Source organism: Chryseobacterium sp. 'Rf worker isolate 10' (genome assembly GCF_050753305.1).
In the GTDB taxonomy this organism is placed as follows: Bacteria; Bacteroidota; Bacteroidia; order Flavobacteriales; family Weeksellaceae; genus Chryseobacterium.
In genome coordinates this window covers 301,185-319,779 of sequence record NZ_JBOZOF010000002.1, presented here as the reverse complement: position 1 = coordinate 319,779, position 18,595 = coordinate 301,185, and the positions used below count along the sequence as shown (strand labels likewise).

Genomic DNA, 18,595 nt, shown 5'->3' with positions numbered 1-18,595 from the left:
TATAAAAAATTGATTACAAATAAAAAAAACCGCCATTTGGCGGTTTTTATAGATAAATGAGAAAATTTATTCTTTTCTGAAAACGAGGACTGCCTCATCATTTCCAGGGGTAGTATCCAGGTTTTTACTGCTATCATTAATTCGGAGTTCCGTATTGGAATAAGAATCAATTTCTTTTTTCAAAGTTTTGGAAACCCCTGACTCCACATAAGTAAGAGTTAATGTCTGATACATTTTATCAAAAGCCCATTTTCCTCCGAAAGAATCAAACAGATTACAGTTTCCGGAAGAAGAAGCATCATATCTTTCATAAGATCCTGAAAAATCCGGGTTAATAAATATTATTCCTTTTTTCTCACAATCACTCAGCATGATTTCTTTACCCTTGAATTCGTACTTATACGGTTTCCATGTACCATTAATACTTACATTTTCATTTACAACTGTACGGTCATCATCACTAGAGCATGATGCAATACTCATTAAAAGAAGAATTCCTATAAAAAGTCTCATATAAAAGTTTTTATATTCTTCAAGCCTATGAATAGGCTTGAAGAATTATTATTTAAATTAAAATTTATCCCAAAATATTTTTGTAGATACTTTATCACCTCCAATTTTTGAAGCTGCAGCATTCACATTTTTAGCATTAAGAAGGTACTCCTGATCAGAATAACGCATTCTTACCGGTACTGATTCTACTACAGAACCTCCAGGATTTTGGAAAACAGGGAAATCCAGTCTTCTTGCAAAGTTCCATGCCTGGAATCCTTTGTTGAACATCGCGATCCAAGCCTGCTCTCCTACAGATTTTTTCCAATTGGCTGCATTATATGGATTAGCTGCAATAAATGCATTTGCAGTAGCATCATTGATATTATATTCAGTCATTGAAGCTTTAATTGCAGCAGAATATAAGTTAGCAGCAGTATCTCCAACACTAAAACCTCTTGCAGCTGCTTCAGTTCTCAAGAACTGAATTTCAGAAAAATCTAATAAAAAGCCCTGTGCATTTTCACCTGAAATAACATTTGTAAAGTGAGAATAGCTGCTGAAAACATTCTGATCACCATACACACCTCCAACATAAGCACCAGCAACCGTTGTAAACCATGTTGCTCTTCTTGGGTCAGATGTAGTATTCATGAAATCAACAAGAATATCAGAAGGAACAAAGTCATTTCTACCAGATTGAATTACATCCTGATAAACTGGGTTTGACAATAATCCTGATGGGAAAGTCTGCAGTCCGAAATTATCCATTTTATCAGTAAACAGCCCTGCAGTGTAAGCAGCCTCTGCATAACTTTTAGCCAAAGCCGGATCAGAATCTGCCAATGTTACAGCCATTCTGAATTTCAGGGAATTACCCATTTTCTTCCACTTAGTCATGTCTCCTTTGTAGATCAAATCTTTGTCATATCCACTACCAGAAGTATTAATCATAGCAACGGCTGCATCAATTCTTTTGATAAGATCAAGATACACTGTTTTTGCGTCATCATAAGGAATTTCCGCACTTCCAGGATTTTCAGCAGTAGCTTTCAATGCTCCGAAATAAGGAATATCACCATAGGTGTCAACTAAATTAGCCCATGCGTAGACATTTACTAATTCAATCATTGCAATATTATTGTTTTTAGTAACAGGGTCCAGTCCTTCGCTTTCAAGGAATCTTCTTGCATCTCTTAATGCAGATAATACTCCCGGAGAGTTAATTGTTGCTGATGCTGATGCCATCATACGGTTATAGTGGTTTCTTGGGATTGGCCTTGTCACCATATCATAATTGGTCTCATCAGTATAGGTAGTTTCTGACCACTGCTGTGTAAAAAACCTTGTAATATTACGGTTTACATTGGCAGACAAAACCTGATCAAGAAGTGCATGTTCAGCACTGGCAAAAAGGACTCCTGAAGGAACTTCTGTTGGGTGTTTAGTATCTTCATTGAGTGAAGTAATGTCTCTTTCACACGATGTAAATGTTAACGCTAATGAAGCTAAACCTATAATTAAAAATAATTTTTTCATTTTCTAGAATTTTAAAGTTAAATCTATTCCAATATCACGTGTAGTAGGCAACACTCCGATAGAATTACCTTTAGCCCCTAAACCATTCCCTGTACCTGCTTCCGGATCTGCATAAGGTAAGTTTTTGTGAATAATCCAAAGGTTTCTTCCTACAATTGAAATTTTCGCCTCACGAATAGATGTATTGGCAAGAATTGACTTAGGAAGACTATATCCTATACTTGCTTCTCTCAGTTTTACGTAAGATGCATCATAAATAAATCTTTTATTCGGCATTCTTCTATATCCGTCAACGTTACCAAAAGATCCTGGGTTGATCGTAGGGGTAGTATTCACATTCCCGTTTGGATTAACTCCCGGATGTACCAATCCGCTCTCTCTGTAATCAGCTGTTTCTGCATAAAGACCAGTAGCCAATCCGTAATACATATCGGTAGAGAATACGTCTCCTCCTTTTTTCACATCAATAAGGAAACTTACTGTAAAGTTTTTATAACGGAAACTGTTTCTGATACCTCCCACCCAGTCTGGTGTGATATTTCCAATAACCTGGTTATTATTTCTAAGATAACGACCTGTTGCCGGGTCAATTACTTTATCTCCATTCTCGTTATATACATAATCTGATCCGACCAAAGCTCCAAAAGATTCTCCTACACGTGCGTTAAGAGATACTCCTCCCTGGTAACTTGCCATCAGGTAATTCTGAGAATCACCATTTAATGCAATAACTTTATTTTCGTTTTTAGACCAGTTTACGTTAACATCCCATGTAAAATTATCTGATTTAAATGGTGTACCGTTTAACTGTACTTCGATACCTTTATTGTCAATCTGTCCTGCATTTACAAGAAATGTTCTATATCCTGTTGCAGAAGAAACCGGTAAGTTGATAATCTGATCAAATGTTCTGGTTTTATAGATGGCGATATCAAAACCTAACCTGTTTTTGAAAAACTGAGCTTCCATACCGAATTCAGTTTCTTTAGATCTCTGAGGTTTTAAGTTCGGGTTTGCAAGGAAATAAGGCTGATCAAATAAACCTTCACCTCTTGCTTTGAAAGTATTTACCAATCTGAAATTATTAGTAGAAGACCCTACTTCAGCATAGTTAGCTCTTAATTTCCAGAAGCTTAACCAAGGCTGCTTTACAAATTCTGATAGAATAACCGCACCGGTAACAGAAGGATACCCATAGCTGTTATTTCCTTTTGGTAAGTTGGAAGATTGGTCTACACGGTAAGTACCATCTACAAATAAGAAGTTTTTATATCCGAAAGATGCTGTAGCATATAAACTCGAAGTAACCCATTTTGCATAATTTTCATCAGGAGGAAGTATTGTTCTTACTGAATTGGATATTGCAAACAGACCTGGTTTCGATAAACCTCCTTCTGTGCTCATATAAATATTGTCAATAAGATTTCGTCTCACGTTCCCCCCTGCAATACCGCTAACACTTAAATCTGAAGTAATATCAAACTTGTAATTCGCAAATAAATCAAAATTGATCTCGGTATTTTTTACATTGGTTCTCGCATATCCTGAACTTACATTAAGCTGTGAAGCACCAAACGCCTGAGGAAGGGATCCGTTCATTAATCTTTCTTCTACAACCATCTGTAAATCATCATAAGATAATTTCCCTGTGATTCCGAAGTTCTTGGAAACATCATATTTCAACTGAGCATAACTGAATATTCTGGTTCTGTCATCTGACTGATAATTCTGATATCTCTGGAAATAAGGGTTATTCCAATATTGGGGAGTTCCATCTGCTGCTGTAGATCTGTTCCACGAAAAATTACTGTTTCCATTGTTTGCATAAGCATCTCTCAATGCCAATACATCAACGTTGGTCTGCCACCACTGTCTGAAACCGGTAACAACGTTGTCGGAATATCCTGTTTCGTTACGACCTTTTGTGTCTTGTAAAGTTAAAGTTGTGAAAACAGAAGCATGTAGTTTATCTGTGAAATCATGATTAAACTTTGCTGAAATTGTATTTTTTTTCAGCTCTGAATTAGGCATTAAACCATTGGATAGCATATTGGAATATGATAAGGAAAGGTTTGAAGTTTTATTTCCTTTTTCAATGGTTATTGTGTTAATATAAGTGACTGGTGTTTCAAAGAATTTAATTGGGCCGTTTTTCGCAGCAACCCATGGCGTAGCTTTTCCGTAGTTGGGAGAAGAAGGATCAAATGAATCCCATTGGTATACCAATTGATTAGGATTAAATGCTGGTCCGTAAGATGCGTCATCCACAAAGTTAGCATAGTTGTAGCCTCCAGGTCCAGCAGCTTCATTCCATGCTTGTCCTCCGTAACCCGCTCCATACTTTTTCTGATAGGTAGGGAAAGTAGATTTATCAATAAATCCGGCTGTAATTCCTGAGCTTAAAGTAACACCCCAGCTTCCGTCGTTATTTCCTCGTCCACTTTTCGTTACAATCAAGATTACCCCGTCACTACCTCTTTCACCATACAAAGCAGATGCAGCAGCACCTTTTAATACGTTTACAGATTCGATATCTTCCTGATTGATATCTGAAAGAAAGTTACCATAATCGAATGTAGATCCGGTTACAGTGTTATTATTAACTGGTGAACCGTCAATTACAATAAGTGGAGATCCTCCTGACAGAGATTTATATCCTCTGATCAAAAGGTTTGCAGATCCGCCAAAGTTGTTGTTTGTATTTACCTGTAGTCCGGCCACCTTACCTGAAAGAAGAGATGCTACGTTACCGGTATTGGTAGTTCCACCGGTTAATTCTGCAGCTTTAACTTCTTCAGAAGCATAACCAAGAGATTTTTTCTCTCTTTTAATCCCGAGAGCGGTTACCACCACCCCCTCAATTTCTTTTGTTTTAATAGTATCATTCTTTTGCTGAGCATTAGCAACAGCAATTGAGGAAGACATTACTAAAACAAGAAGACTTGCTGTTAGTTTCTTCATATCAAATTAATTTTTGTGACTTTACAAATTTGTAAAACTTTCTTAATATCACAAAGCAAAATGTGAAAAAATTGCAACTTATTCAATATTTTAGAATAAAAACAATCAATAAATTATTAAAATAAGTTAAAAACAAAACATTTAACAAAAACACATCATTTAAAACTTAATTTTTTTTAAGAAATAATAACAATCACTTAAATTGATATAATCTATATTTTAAATTTAATTATTAATATAAACAAATTGAATATCAATAAATTAAAAATACAAAAGATAAAACCCACCACCGATACTATGCTAAGCATATTTCCATAGCCAAAGAAATATTTACGTTTTAAAACAAAAAAAACCGCCCGAAGGCGGTAAAATATATTAAAATTGTATTATAAGAATTAGTTCTGATTCCAGAATGGAGTCGTTTGATTCTTAGTAAAACATTGAGCATTTGAAATCTGAGGAACGTTTGCAGAGTTCGCTACGTACTCAGAAGACGGATACATCAATCTGTATGGTTTGTTAGGCTTCGCAGAGGTAGTTGCCATAGGCGTAATAGGGAAACCAGTTCTGTTATAATCGATGAAAGATTCTGTAGGGTTAATTCCCGCAGTAGCTAACCATTTTTGAGTCATGATTGCCTCGATCTTATTATCATTAGTTCCAGTCCATCCTAAACCTACTTTGCTTTGGATTGCAGCTATATAAGTTGCCGAAGTACCAGCTGTTGCATATAAGTAATCAAAAGATGCTTTGATACCGCTTTCAAATTTAGCCTGTCCGTTAAATGAGAAAACACTTGGATATCTAACAGCAGCTTCAGCCTGAAGGAAATCGCTTTCCGCACGACTCATTAAAACACCAGATTTAGCAGATCCCACAGATGTTAATTGAGCATTACTAGTAGGACTACCCGCACCAAATATCCAACCATTTCCAAATCTTGAAACGGTAGTAAGATCCGTTGGAGCTCCAGGCTGACCCGGTGTAGCACCTTGTCTAACTCCTTTAACAACTGAAAGACCATTATAAGAAATCAATGAGAACATTCTTCCTCTTCTTCCATCAATGATACCATTAAATTTCTGATAAACATTATCAGTCATATTATATGGGTTACCATTAAGACAAGTTGCAACGTGCTCAGATGCTGTAAATAATGTATTGTTCTGCAACTGAGAGTTGGAACTGTTTCTTACATAATATCCAAAAAACGGACTTTGCTGATCATCATTAGCAGCACTGTATCCAGGATTTACTAAAACATCACTTTCTACAAAATCTGCACCTGATAAAGTTTGAAGCTGTTGATCTCTAAAAGTAGCCATAGAACCTGTTACTTTAGACATTCTAACCAACATTCTTAATTTCACAGTATTAGCAAGACGTTTCCAGTTATCCATATCTCCCTGGAAAACAACATCAGTAGATCCTAATTCAAGCGCTGCAGTATTTGCATTATCAATAATATTGATTGCATCGTTGATACCAAGAATTAATGATCTATAAATTTCCTCATCATTGTCATATTTTGGAGTAGCATTTGCTTGCCCCATAAATGCCTCACTATAAGGAGCATCACCATATAAATCTACAATTGTCTGCATATAGAATGCTTTCATCACTTTTGCAGCCGCTAAATAATTATCATATTTATGCGTTGAATTATCAAATTTTTCAATCGCTACAAAATTACTTACGTTTCTATATAAACCATCCCATATCTGTGGATAAAAAGAACTATCAACATTTAAAGTATACTCATTACCAAATGGAGATCCAAAAGAATAAGAGTTACCAGCGTAAGAGTTCATCATAAGCCCACCAAATCTATTCATCCATGTGGCCTGTGTTCTATAAGTCTGAGCAACAGCACCAGGGAATAATAAAGTTGGAGTAATAGCTTCTGCATGGATGTTATTTGGGTTTTCATTAATATCCAAATAATGATCACATGAAGTCAACGTCATAGAGGCAACGATTAAACCTAGTATTGTATATTTAAATTTTTTCATTTTCAAGTAATAATTAATTAAAGTTTAGAAAGATGCTTTAAGGTTTACACCAAAGCTTCTAGTTGATGGGTACTGCGTTGTATAAGCAAAACCGGCAGCATTCCCTGTTGTACTTGCAGTTTCCGGATCCGCATAGTTTCTATTGTTATCCGCATACTTAAAGAATGGGTTTCTTGAGTAAACACCTACTGTTAATGAATTCAAGAAAGTAGAACTTAAAACAGATTTTGGTATATCGTAGCTTAATGCAATCTCCCTGATCTTTAATGCGGTTGCATCAACTACTAAGTTTTCCCCAACAGATCTATAGGCACTACTAGAGAAGTAGTTAGTAACATTAGTATAAGTTCCTGCACCTCCTACTGGAGTATTGTTAGGAGTATATACCGGATTTGCCGCTGTACCTGTGTTCTGTACTGAATTAGGAACAATATATCCTTGTGTTCTGTCAAACTCAGCAGATTCTTCTAAACCTCCCGTGAAGGCAAGTAAATTTTTCGTAAACGATACAAATTGCCCTCCTTTTCTAAAGTCTCCCATTGCAGATAAAGTGAATCCTTTATATTTAATATTAGTTGAGAATCCAAGAATATAATCCGGAGTAGCTCTTCCTAAAACCTGAAGATTACTTGTTGTTAAAGGATTTCCTTTAGAGTCAACAATAATTCTCCCCTGATCGTCTCTTTGGAATGCGCTTCCTTTAATTACTGGGAAGTCTGATCCTTTTACTGCGAAAATACCTACTGCTGCAGCAGTACTGCTCAATAAAGATACTTCATCCGCTCCATCAGCTAATTCTAATACTTTAGATCTGTAAGTTGAATATGACACTTTCATATCCCAAGTAAAATCTCTTGTTTTAATTGGTGTTATTCCTAAATCAAGTTCAAGACCTCTTAATCTCATTTTACCTACGTTATCAAGAACACTTGTTAAACCAGATGCACTAGATGTTGTTTTAGCCGTAATCAGATCATCAGTTGTAGATTGATAAACCGAAGCATCTAATCTAACTCTATCCTTAAGGAATCCTAAAGAAACTCCAAAATCTAAAGTATTAACAAATTCAGGCTTAATATCTACTGCTGTAGGAGTCTGGTTGTTGATATATGAACTTAATCCGTTGAAAGGGAATCCTGTTGGGAATACACCAATTTCATCAGTTGCATATGGAGGAATCGCAGAAGTGTTACCTACTCTTGTATATGAACCTGTAATTTTTGCGTAGTTAAGAATATCTCCTTTTAAGTTAGCAAATGCCTTTGTAGGAACAAAAGACAAACCTACAGAATAATACGGGTAAACAGGGTTTGTTCTCTTACCTGTGTTATAAGGTATTGTAGACATTACTGAAGACTGCTCAATTCTGAAAGTAGAGTTTAAGAACAAATAGTCATTATAACTTAAATCCAAATTGGCAAATCCTGCAATAATTCTGTTATTCGTTTGATAGTTATCCAAATTAGCACTTGAGAAAGGATCCGGATTAAGAACGTTCTTAATATTGTACCATCCTGGGATATCAAGGTTGTTTCCACCTACAGATGTTACGTTGTAAGTTCTATCCTGGATGTTATTACCAATGTTAAGCTTTAAGTTGATTTTATCTGATAAATCATAGTTAAAGTTAATCATTAAGTCACCATAATAATTTCTCTCTTTCGATGTACTTTCATAATACCAAGAAGTAATATCACCTTGTCCTAAATCACCAAAAGTAGCTCCATCAATAGATGCTCCCGGAAGATTATAAGTTTTAGTAAAAATAGCACCATCATTATGTCTCATATAAGTCATCCCTCTTGTTGTAAGGTTACCAGTATAAGTAATGTTGATATTCTTATTCAATTCATAATCTAAACCAAGGATAGCACTAAAATAGTCACTACGTCTGTCATATCTTTCGTGATCTATAGTCCAATACGGGTTTACAGCATATCCTGTATAATATCCTTCAATTCCACTGTTTCTATAAAGCTTAATGTTATTATTAGTAGGTGTCTGAAGAATATCATCATATAGAGATGAATTTGTATTAGATACTATTCTATTAATGTAGTTGATGTTACCATCAATTTTTAATTTTCCAATTTTTTTACCAGCTTTAAAAATAAAACTATTTTGTCTTAATTTATCACCTTCAACTACGAAATTATTTTCAGTTCTGTTAGCAGAGAAAGACACATAAGCATCAGATCCACCTGCAGTTGCAGTAATCCCATTTTGAGTCAAAACTCCTGTAGAGAAGAATTTATTCATGAAATTCTTTACCGGAGCATATTTTTCATAAATAAATGATCCATCTGCTTGTGGAAGACCTGAAGGCATCATAGTTCCTCCGATAGCCGGGTTGTCATAAGCAGCACCCCAAGACATGTTTTCCCATGGCACATAGTTTGTACCACCGTAGCTTACATCACTCCATCCTTCATCCTGAACTCCTTTCCCGTATTTCTGCTGAACTTTCGGCATCATGAAAACGTTAGAAATATCAATAGATGAATTGAAAGTCATCTGAAGTTTTTCAGATTTTGTACCTCTTTTTGTAGTTACAATAATTACACCGTTTACCCCTTGCTGACCGTAAAGAGCAGCTCCCTGTAAACCTTTAATTACGTTAATGTTTTCGATTGCTTCTGGTGGTATCTGCTGTAAAATATCAGCAGATGAAATAACGTTATCAATTACAATTAATGCTTGGTTATTACCCGTGATAGATTTAGCACCTCTTAAGACAACTCTATAGCTAGGATCCACCCCATTATTTGTCAAATTGATTTGTAAACCTGAAACCTTACCTGTCAACGCCTGTACAGCGGTTGGTGCAGACGCCTGATTTAATTCTTTTGTCGTTACAACTTGCTGTGTATTTGTTACTGCATCAGCCTTTCTTTTGATACCTAAGGCTCCGGTAACAACTATCTCCTCTATATTTTTGGTCTTTAGAGTATCCTTCGTGTTTTGCGCTGATACCATCATAAATGATGACGATAGTACAACCGCAAATACACTCGCAGTTAATTTCTTCATATCAAATTCAATTATTTTTTACAGGCTACAAATTTGTAAAACTTTCTTAAAAACACAAAGCATTTTCTTAAAAAAATATAAAAATTTAAATTATTATCAAAAAAAAACAGAAATAAAACACTAATATTTATTAAAAATCGAGATTTTAACAAATATTAAAACACAATCAGACTACATTATTCAAAAGATTACAATAAAAATTACAATTGATAATTTTTACATAAAATTCACAAAACAACCACACAAACAATTAAATCAAACAAATAATCATGAGATAAATTCAAAAAAAACACGACAACACTATAACATTATCAATTCACACATAATTATCTTTCTATCAAAAAAACAATAAAAAACACTAACAATCAAAAATAATAGCATAATCATCAAAAAATCAATCGTTTTTAACAAAAAAAATCAATTTCAGATATTTAAAAATTAACTACAAAAAAAATCTCCTTATCATATCACTTTACATTAGCAAAATCATCACGCCAGGTAGTGGATTAATTATATTTGTTTTTTTAATTTTGTAACTATTATTTACATAATTATGGAGCTAATAAAAAACTGGTCAAACCTTTACATCGAAGCTGGATGTGATGAAGTGGGAAGAGGATGTTTAAGCGGGCCGGTAGTGGCAGCGGCGGTAATTTTAGATGATGATTTTAAGCAAAATCTGGTTAATGATTCAAAAAAGCTAACCTTCAAAACACGTATGGACCTGGATGGCTACATCAAAGATAATGTGAAAAACTATGCCATAGCAGAACTCCCTCCTTCCTTTATTGATGAGCATAATATTCTCAATGCAAGCATTCATGCAATGCACCGGGCTCTGGATAAACTAACAATAACCCCGGAACTCATTTTGGTAGATGGAAACAAATTCCACCCTTATAATTATATTCCACATCAGTGTATTATTAAAGGCGACTCTAAGGTTTTATCTATTGCAGCAGCATCAATTCTTGCTAAAAACTATAGGGATACACTAATGATCCAGCTCCATGAAGAACATCCTCAATATGGTTGGGATACTAATTTTGGCTATGCTACAAAAAAGCATCAGGAAGCTCTTATAAAGTATGGCCCGACATCTCATCACAGACAATCTTTCAGACTGAAATATGATTAAGACATGATTAAAAACAACTGATTTTCAATTATTAAATTCTTATACATTGATTTAAAATTTAAAATCATTCTAAATAAATACCAGAATAAAAAAAGAGAAGCAATTCAACAATTGCTTCTCTTTTTTATGTTATAGTTAAGAATTACTTCTTCTTATTTTTTTGCTGCTCCTGAGCTTTTTGTTGATCCTGAGCCTTCTCCATCATTTCTCTCATTCTCTTCTGGAACTTACCTTCTGCTTTTGGTTTTTCCTTATTAGACTGAATTTGAGCATGGATCTTTTTCTCATCCAGAATCACATATTTAATGACAAGGATGATTAGGATATTAATCGCATTCGATACAAAATAATACCATGAAAGACCTGAAGCTGAAGTATTAAGGAAGAACAGGAATGTAATCGGGAAGATATACATTAATACTTTCATATTTGGCATTCCTTCCTGTTGAGGCTGCTGCATATTTCCTGAAGTCATTACTGTATAGATCAGAATAACAATTGTACAAGCTAATGCAAAAATACTCAAGTGATCCCCAAGGAAAGGAACTTTAAACGGAAGCTTAATCAAATCATCATAAGCCGTTAAATCCTTTGCAAACCAGAACCCTTGTCCTCTAAGATCAATAAAGTTCGGGAAGAAACGGAATAAGGCGTAGAAGATCGGAATCTGAACCAACGCAGGTAAACATCCTGCCATCTGATTCACTCCGGCCTTTCTGTAAACCTCCATCGTAGCCTGCTGCTTCTTCATTGGATCTGCATCCTTGAACTTAGCATTCACCTCATCAATTTCCGGACGAATAACCTTCATCATTGCACTTAATTTGTGCTGCTTATACATAATAGGTGATAAGATCAGCTTTACAATGATCGTCATTACAAAAATCACCCAACCCGCTGATAATCCCCACGCAGCAATAATACTGTATAACCACATGAAGAAATAACGGTTCATCGCTCCGATGAATGACCAGCCTAATGGAAGAATCTCATCAAAGTTCTTGTCATACGATTTAAGCAATGGCAAATCCAATGGCATGAAATACCATGTGAAATCCTGATTCAGTTCACTTCCGGTCATCTGAACGAAGCCTTCATAATTGAATTTCTTTAAATATTCTCCTTCTTCAACATTTTCCTGATTTCCTTTACTTTGGGTAAATCCGTTTTTAGCTTCAATTACTGAAGAGAAAAACTGCTGTTTTACACCAATCCAGTTAAGGGTTTCCTTTTCTTCATCCATTGTTGTTCTTCCATCATAATCATAGTCTTTATAATTATTGAAAGCATAAGAAAATTCTGAGTGAGACTGCTCCTGAGCTCTACCCTTTTCTAAATTTCTTACGTTATAATCCCAGATGAAATCTGCTTTGTTGTCCGAAGTAATTTTAGAAAGCCCCTGAGTTCTTACTTTGAAATCAAGAGTATATTTAGGAAGCAGTGTATAAATAAACTGAATTACAGCACCATTATAATCTGCTGTTAGGGTTACGGCATTTCCATTAACAGTAGGCGAGAAAACTAAATCTTTAGTATTGATAACCTTTCCCGTTTTGTCTTTAAACTGAAAACCGTAGTTTGAGTTATTTTTAGTGATCAGATAAAGTGGCTGATCTGCATTGTCTGTTTTGTGGTTGTAAGCTTTATACTTTGAAAGCTCTACTTTAGAAACCTGTCCTCCTAAGCTTGAAAATTCAATTTTCAATTCATTATTTCCAAGGCTTGCTGTCTGGATTGCATTAGGAGTTACATTTGGATTGATATTGTTTGCCTGAGTTTGTTTTACGGCATTTTTTACCTGTTCCGTTTTCTGCTGCTGAGCTTTTAACTCCTCTTCTTTCACTTGTTTGTTCTGGAAATAGAACATAAAGCCGAAGAGAACCAGGCATAAAACCGCGAAACTAATCATTTGTTTCTTATCGATTCCGTTGTTTTGTTGCATTTTATTTTATATTAAAATTTTAAACTTAACATGTACGTACTGATGTACGTAATTTGAGCTGACAAAAATACTGTTTTTTTATCAAAACTCTATGCTTTACGTTGTTACTATATAATAAACTCAAGCTGAGAATAATCAGCCTGAGTTTATGGGTAGACGTTTATGATAAAATTTTACCTTATTTCTTTTCGCAAGCCTTGATGAAAGCTCTGAACAAAGGATGCGGCGTAGCTACCGTACTCTTATATTCCGGGTGATACTGAACCCCTACATAGAATGGGTGGTCAGAAAGCTCAAGTGCTTCTACCAAACCTGTCTCAGGGTTTGTACCTGTAGCAAGGAAACCATTCTTTTCAAATTCCTGAAGATAATCACTGTTGAATTCATAACGGTGACGGTGTCTTTCAGAAATATTTTTGCTTCCGTACACATCATATAATTTAGAACCGTTTTTCAATGAACACTTCCATGCTCCAAGACGCATAGTTCCACCTTTGTCAACTACATTTTTCTGTTCTTCCATCAAAGAAATTACAGGATCAGGAGTTGCTGTATCAAATTCCATTGAGTTTGCTTTCGTGTGTCCTAAAACATTTCTTGCAAATTCAATAGTCATAATCTGCATTCCTAAACAAATTCCCAACATTGGAATTTTATTTTCTCTTGCATATTTTGCTGTAAGAACTTTTCCTTCAATTCCTCTGTCTCCGAAACCTGGAGCGACAAGGATACCATTCACTCCTTTCAGCGTATCTTTGATATTTTCTTCAGTAATATCTCCACTGTATACCCATCTTACTTTTACTTCAGTTTCAAGGTCTGCTCCTGCATGTTTGAAAGCTTCAGCAATAGAAATATAAGAATCCTGAAGGGAAATATATTTTCCTACCAATGCAATTTCAACTGTTTTCTTAGGGTTCTGGAATTTCTTAAGGAAACTCTTCCAGTCTTTAAGATCTGCGTCTTTATCACTTTTCAGATCCAGTTCCTTCAATACTACATCATCGAAATTCTGCTTCTGAAGATACATTGGAACTTCATAGATCGTTTCAAGATCTTTACATTCGATAACATTGTCTAAAGGAACGTTACAGAACTGAGCTAATTTTGCTCTCTGATCTTTAGGAATTTTATGTTCTGTTCTGCACACTAAAACATCTGCCATAATTCCGCTTTCCATCAACTGACGTACGGAATGCTGAGATGGTTTTGTTTTTAATTCTCCACTTGAAGCCAAATAAGGCAGTAAAGTAAGGTGAATTACCATAGAGTTTTTCTCTCCTAACTCCCATTTCAACTGGCGAACAGTTTCAATGTACGGTAAAGATTCAATATCCCCTACAGTTCCTCCGATCTCAGTAATAATGATATCGTAGTTCTGCTTGGAAAGCATTTTAATTCTACGCTTAATTTCGTTAGTGATATGAGGAATTACCTGAACTGTTTTTCCAAGGAAATCTCCTTTTCTTTCTTTTTCAATTACAGTCTGGTAGATTTTTCCTGTAGTAACGTTGTTGTTTTGGGATGTAGGAGCATCAAGATAACGCTCATAGTGGCCTAAATCCAGATCCGTCTCTGCACCATCTTCAGTCACATAGCACTCTCCGTGCTCATAAGGATTCAAAGTTCCCGGGTCGATATTGATATAAGGATCTAGTTTTTGGATCGTTACATTAAAACCGCGTGATTTTAGCAATAGTCCCAGAGAAGCAGACACGATTCCTTTTCCCAAAGATGAAGTTACACCTCCTGTCACAAAGATGTACTTTGTATTCTTTTTACTCATTAGATTAGGTTTGTGCAAAGTTATGGGAAAAAGAGATACAAAGCAATCTTTTGCAATTTGAAAATGATAAAACACCCTTCAAACAATCATAAACCCTGACAAAAATTTTTATCTGTATTGAGTATAAGCAAATGAAGCAAAGCTATAACCATCATGATTTCTGTATATAAATTAACACCCAAATTTCAACTGCTCCTTGCGCTTGTTTTATTATTTTTCAGAGAAATAAAATCATGCCCAATCAATATCTTTAATGATCTCATGAACTTTTCATCAACTTTTACAAACAAAAAAGATTTTCCATTTGAATGGAAAACCTTTTTATACTTTATGGTCTGAAATGTTATTGCTTCACCAGTTCAAAGTAAGCAGTTATTTCAACATCCTTTGCAATGCCAGCAGCTGTTGGATCATACTTGATTCCATAGTCCAGACGGTTTACTGTAAATTTCGTCTGAATTCCCATGATTTCTTTTCCGTCCTTGTTCTTTGTAATACCACCGAATGTAACCGGAGCAGTGATTTCTTTTTCCACTCCTTTCATAGTCAGTTTCCCTTTAACAATATAATTGTTGTTTTTATCTTTTGTTACAGAAGAACTTTTAAATTCAATGATTGGGTATTTCTCCACATCAAAAAAGTCTTCACTTACAAGATGTCTGTCTCTCACGTTCACTCCGGTATTAATGCTAGCAACACTTACGGAGAAGCTTAAATCTGCCTTATCCAGACTAGCGCCACTCGTAGCTACTCTTCCGTCAAACTTATCAAATCTTCCCTGTACAAAGCTAATTCCCATATGCTTAATATTAAAGTTGACAGAAGAATGCATCTGGTCTGCTTCCCAGGTACCTTGTGCAAACGCGACAACACTTAAAAGCGCAAATACGAAAGATAAAAATACTTTTTTCATTGTAATTATATTTTACATTACTATTTTAATTGAATGAAGCTAAGATATGAAAGAAATCTCTACCATGGATGTATTAGTTTTTAATATTAAATCCATTTAGATCCTGAAATAAAAATGCTTTTTTTATAACTTCGCAGTATGGCAAAACTGAAAACAGCATATTTCTGTCAAAACTGCGGAACTCAATATCCACAATGGCTCGGGCAATGTAAAAACTGTGGAGAATGGAATACATTGGTGGAAGAAGTGGTTGAAAAACCCTCTCATAAAACACCTCCTTTCTCAAAAACCAAACAACATGTTATCAATATTGTTGAAGTGGAAACGAGTGAAGAGCCGAGAATAAAAACGCCTTCCGAAGAACTGAACCGCGTTTTAGGAGGTGGAATTGTTTTAGGTTCTGTTACATTGATTGGCGGCGAACCAGGAATTGGAAAATCTACTTTACTGCTTCAGCTTGCTTTGAAAATGAAGAAAAAAATCTTCTATGTTTCCGGTGAAGAAAGTGCTTCTCAGATTAAAATGAGAGCAGACAGATTGACGGATATTCAAAATCCTAACTGTTTTCTTTTCACAGAAACTTCACTGGAGAAAATCCTTCATGAAGCAAAGAAACTGGAACCGGATTTTATGATCATAGATTCTATTCAAACGCTGCAGTCTCAGCTGATAGAAAGTTCTCCGGGAACAGTATCTCAAATTCGGGAATGCTCCAATGAGATTATCAAATATGCCAAAGAAAACAATACTCCTGTATTTCTTGTAGGACACATCACCAAAGACGGCCAAATTGCAGGACCAAAAGTTCTGGAACATATGGTGGATGTGGTTCTGAATTTCGATGGAGACCGAAATCACCTTTTCAGACTGTTGAGAGCTAATAAAAACCGTTTCGGATCTACTTCCGAGATTGGTATCTATGAAATGGTTTCTCAGGGACTGAAAGAAATCAAAAATCCTTCTGAAATTCTGATCACCAAGAAATTTGAAGAACTTTCCGGAAACTCTGTTGCAGTAACGCTGGAAGGAAACCGGCCTATGCTTCTGGAGATTCAGGCATTGGTAAGTACAGCTGTTTATGGTACACCTCAAAGAAGCTGCACAGGTTTTGATTCCAAAAGGCTGAATATGCTTTTGGCTGTTCTGGAAAAAAGAGCAGGTTTCCAACTGGGGGCTAAAGACGTTTTCCTGAATATTACAGGAGGGATAAAAACTGATGATCCGGCACTGGATCTGGCTGTCATTGCTTCCGTTCTTTCATCAAATGAAGATATTGCCATCTCAGAACATTACTGCTTTGCCGGTGAAATTGGATTAAGCGGTGAAATACGTCCTATAGCACAGGTAGAACAAAGAATTACCGAGGCTGAAAAACTGGGGTATGAAAAAATCTTTGTTTCCAATCTAAATAAAATTCCAAAAAGAAAATTTGGAATAAAGATAGAAGAAGTGAGTAAAATTGAGGATTTCCATGAGAGACTTTTCTAAATGTGAGTGGTCAATTTTGCTACGCAAATCAATAATCAATTGAGAGGGGATAAAAATTCACAAGCGAAGCGAATTCACTATTCACTATTGTTCCCAACATTAGCATTTAATTCATACCTTTAAGTTATGAATTATCTGGCTCATTCTTTTCTTTCTTTTACCGACGGACAGATCGTGGGGCAATTTCTCGAAGATTTTATCCGCAACAGGGATCGTTTTACTTTTCCGAAAGATATTCAGGACGGAATTACACTGCACAGAGCTATTGATACGTTTACCGATTCTCATCCCGCCATTCATGAAGCCAAAAAAGTATTTGCTCCTTTGGTAAGATTGTATGCAGGTGCATTTGTAGATGTTTCTATGGATCACTTTGTAGCCAGAGATCTTTCACTAAACTCCTTGACAGAGTGGAAAGCGCATTCCCTCAGAGTCTATAAAGCTCTCAATGCCAATGAGCAATGGCTGCCGGAAAATTTCAAAAAAATGCTTGTCAAAATGGAGCATGACGACTGGCTTTATAATTACCGTGAAGACTGGGGAATTAAATTCAGTATTCAGAATGTGCTGAATAAAGCCAAATATCTTGATAAAGACATTCCCGTTTTTGAAGCTTTTTTAGAGAATAAGGACCTTCTTCAGCAATGTTATGATGATTTTTTTCCTGATCTGCTCGCCCATGCAAAAGGGATTAATACATTACTTCAGCTGGAAAATTAATATTCTTAAAACTGCTTATAAAGATAGCGGTTAGGATAGGTAAGTTTTTCACTGTTTCTTTGGCCGTTCACAATGATATGGACTATATTGATCTGATCATCAAAAAGATTATAAAGAAAACTTACTGCAGTTACTACTTTTTTAGGCGTGGCAACGGGTTCAGATTCCAGAAAAACATTTACAGATTCCTGATCTTCTTCGTAGCCTATATAGTTGACTTTCAAAAATTTGTTGTCGGCTTTTAATTTGAAATACTCTGAGCAGTATTTCTGTAAGGCGTCATTCAGTTTTGCCTTGTATTTTTCATCGTTAAAATGAAAAGCTCCTCCATATTTTTTTCCCAGACCGTTTTCCATGTCATCAAGGAAGAATCTTCCCGTCACTTCAAATGTTCTGGATTTTGAATTATAATTAATTTCTACAGAACCTACATGATAGGGGTGAAAAGCTTCACTGCTTGTAAAACTCTGAAAAACCATCGTTAATAATAAAAGAAAACTCCAAAAAAACTTACGTGACATGAATTTTATTTTACAGCAAATATAAAAAAAGCAACAGTTATAGAAACTGCTGC

Annotated in this window: 12 protein-coding genes; 3 read left to right on the top strand and 9 right to left on the bottom strand. The window is 35.3% G+C overall.

What is annotated here, in order from left to right:
• Nucleotides 1-66: 66 nt before the first annotated feature.
• The 5 genes from LKL37_RS11465 to LKL37_RS11445 all read right to left on the bottom strand — a co-directional run bounded on the left by LKL37_RS11465 (nt 67) and on the right by LKL37_RS11445 (nt 10,034).
• Nucleotides 67-513 carry a lipocalin family protein gene (locus LKL37_RS11465; RefSeq protein ID WP_431610707.1) on the bottom strand — a complete coding sequence of 149 codons (447 nt, stop codon included), beginning with the start codon at nt 511-513 and terminating at the stop codon, nt 67-69.
• Between the two features lie 57 nt (nt 514-570).
• Nucleotides 571-2,031, bottom strand: coding sequence for a SusD/RagB family nutrient-binding outer membrane lipoprotein (locus LKL37_RS11460; RefSeq protein ID WP_431610706.1), 1,461 nt, complete (start codon nt 2,029-2,031; stop codon nt 571-573).
• Nucleotides 2,032-2,034: 3 nt separating this feature from the next.
• Nucleotides 2,035-4,992, bottom strand: a complete 2,958-nt coding sequence (locus LKL37_RS11455; RefSeq protein ID WP_431610705.1) for a SusC/RagA family TonB-linked outer membrane protein — start codon at nt 4,990-4,992, stop codon at nt 2,035-2,037.
• Nucleotides 4,993-5,387: 395 nt separating this feature from the next.
• On the bottom strand, nt 5,388-7,004 hold the full coding sequence (locus LKL37_RS11450) for a SusD/RagB family nutrient-binding outer membrane lipoprotein (protein WP_431610704.1): 1,617 nt from the start codon (nt 7,002-7,004) through the stop codon (nt 5,388-5,390).
• Between the two features lie 24 nt (nt 7,005-7,028).
• Nucleotides 7,029-10,034, bottom strand: coding sequence for a SusC/RagA family TonB-linked outer membrane protein (locus LKL37_RS11445; protein ID WP_431610703.1), 3,006 nt, complete (start codon nt 10,032-10,034; stop codon nt 7,029-7,031).
• Between the two features lie 553 nt (nt 10,035-10,587).
• Here LKL37_RS11445 and LKL37_RS11440 point away from each other — a divergent pair.
• Nucleotides 10,588-11,172, top strand: a complete 585-nt coding sequence (locus tag LKL37_RS11440) for a ribonuclease HII (protein WP_431610702.1) — start codon at nt 10,588-10,590, stop codon at nt 11,170-11,172.
• A 142-nt stretch (nt 11,173-11,314) separates the two neighbouring features.
• Here the strand turns inward: LKL37_RS11440 and yidC are convergent, their stop codons facing one another.
• The 3 genes from yidC to LKL37_RS11425 form a co-directional block, all read right to left on the bottom strand.
• Complete coding sequence (gene yidC / locus LKL37_RS11435) at nt 11,315-13,114, bottom strand: membrane protein insertase YidC (RefSeq protein WP_431610701.1); 1,800 nt, start codon at nt 13,112-13,114, stop codon at nt 11,315-11,317.
• Nucleotides 13,115-13,292: 178 nt separating this feature from the next.
• On the bottom strand, nt 13,293-14,900 hold the full coding sequence (locus LKL37_RS11430) for a CTP synthase (RefSeq protein WP_431610700.1): 1,608 nt from the start codon (nt 14,898-14,900) through the stop codon (nt 13,293-13,295).
• A 343-nt stretch (nt 14,901-15,243) separates the two neighbouring features.
• Nucleotides 15,244-15,813, bottom strand: coding sequence for a YceI family protein (locus tag LKL37_RS11425; RefSeq protein ID WP_431610698.1), 570 nt, complete (start codon nt 15,811-15,813; stop codon nt 15,244-15,246).
• Between the two features lie 138 nt (nt 15,814-15,951).
• Between LKL37_RS11425 and radA the strand changes: the two genes are divergently transcribed.
• Both radA and LKL37_RS11415 read left to right on the top strand, forming a co-directional pair.
• Nucleotides 15,952-17,301, top strand: coding sequence for a DNA repair protein RadA (gene radA, locus LKL37_RS11420; RefSeq protein WP_431610697.1), 1,350 nt, complete (start codon nt 15,952-15,954; stop codon nt 17,299-17,301).
• A gap of 126 nt (nt 17,302-17,427) precedes the next feature.
• Nucleotides 17,428-18,021, top strand: a complete 594-nt coding sequence (locus tag LKL37_RS11415; protein ID WP_431610696.1) for an ACP phosphodiesterase — start codon at nt 17,428-17,430, stop codon at nt 18,019-18,021.
• Between the two features lie 5 nt (nt 18,022-18,026).
• Here the strand turns inward: LKL37_RS11415 and LKL37_RS11410 are convergent, their stop codons facing one another.
• The gene (locus LKL37_RS11410) at nt 18,027-18,542 is read right to left on the bottom strand and encodes a DUF6702 family protein (RefSeq protein ID WP_431610695.1); all 516 of its coding nucleotides are present in this window, start codon (nt 18,540-18,542) and stop codon (nt 18,027-18,029) included.
• Nucleotides 18,543-18,595: the final 53 nt, after the last annotated feature.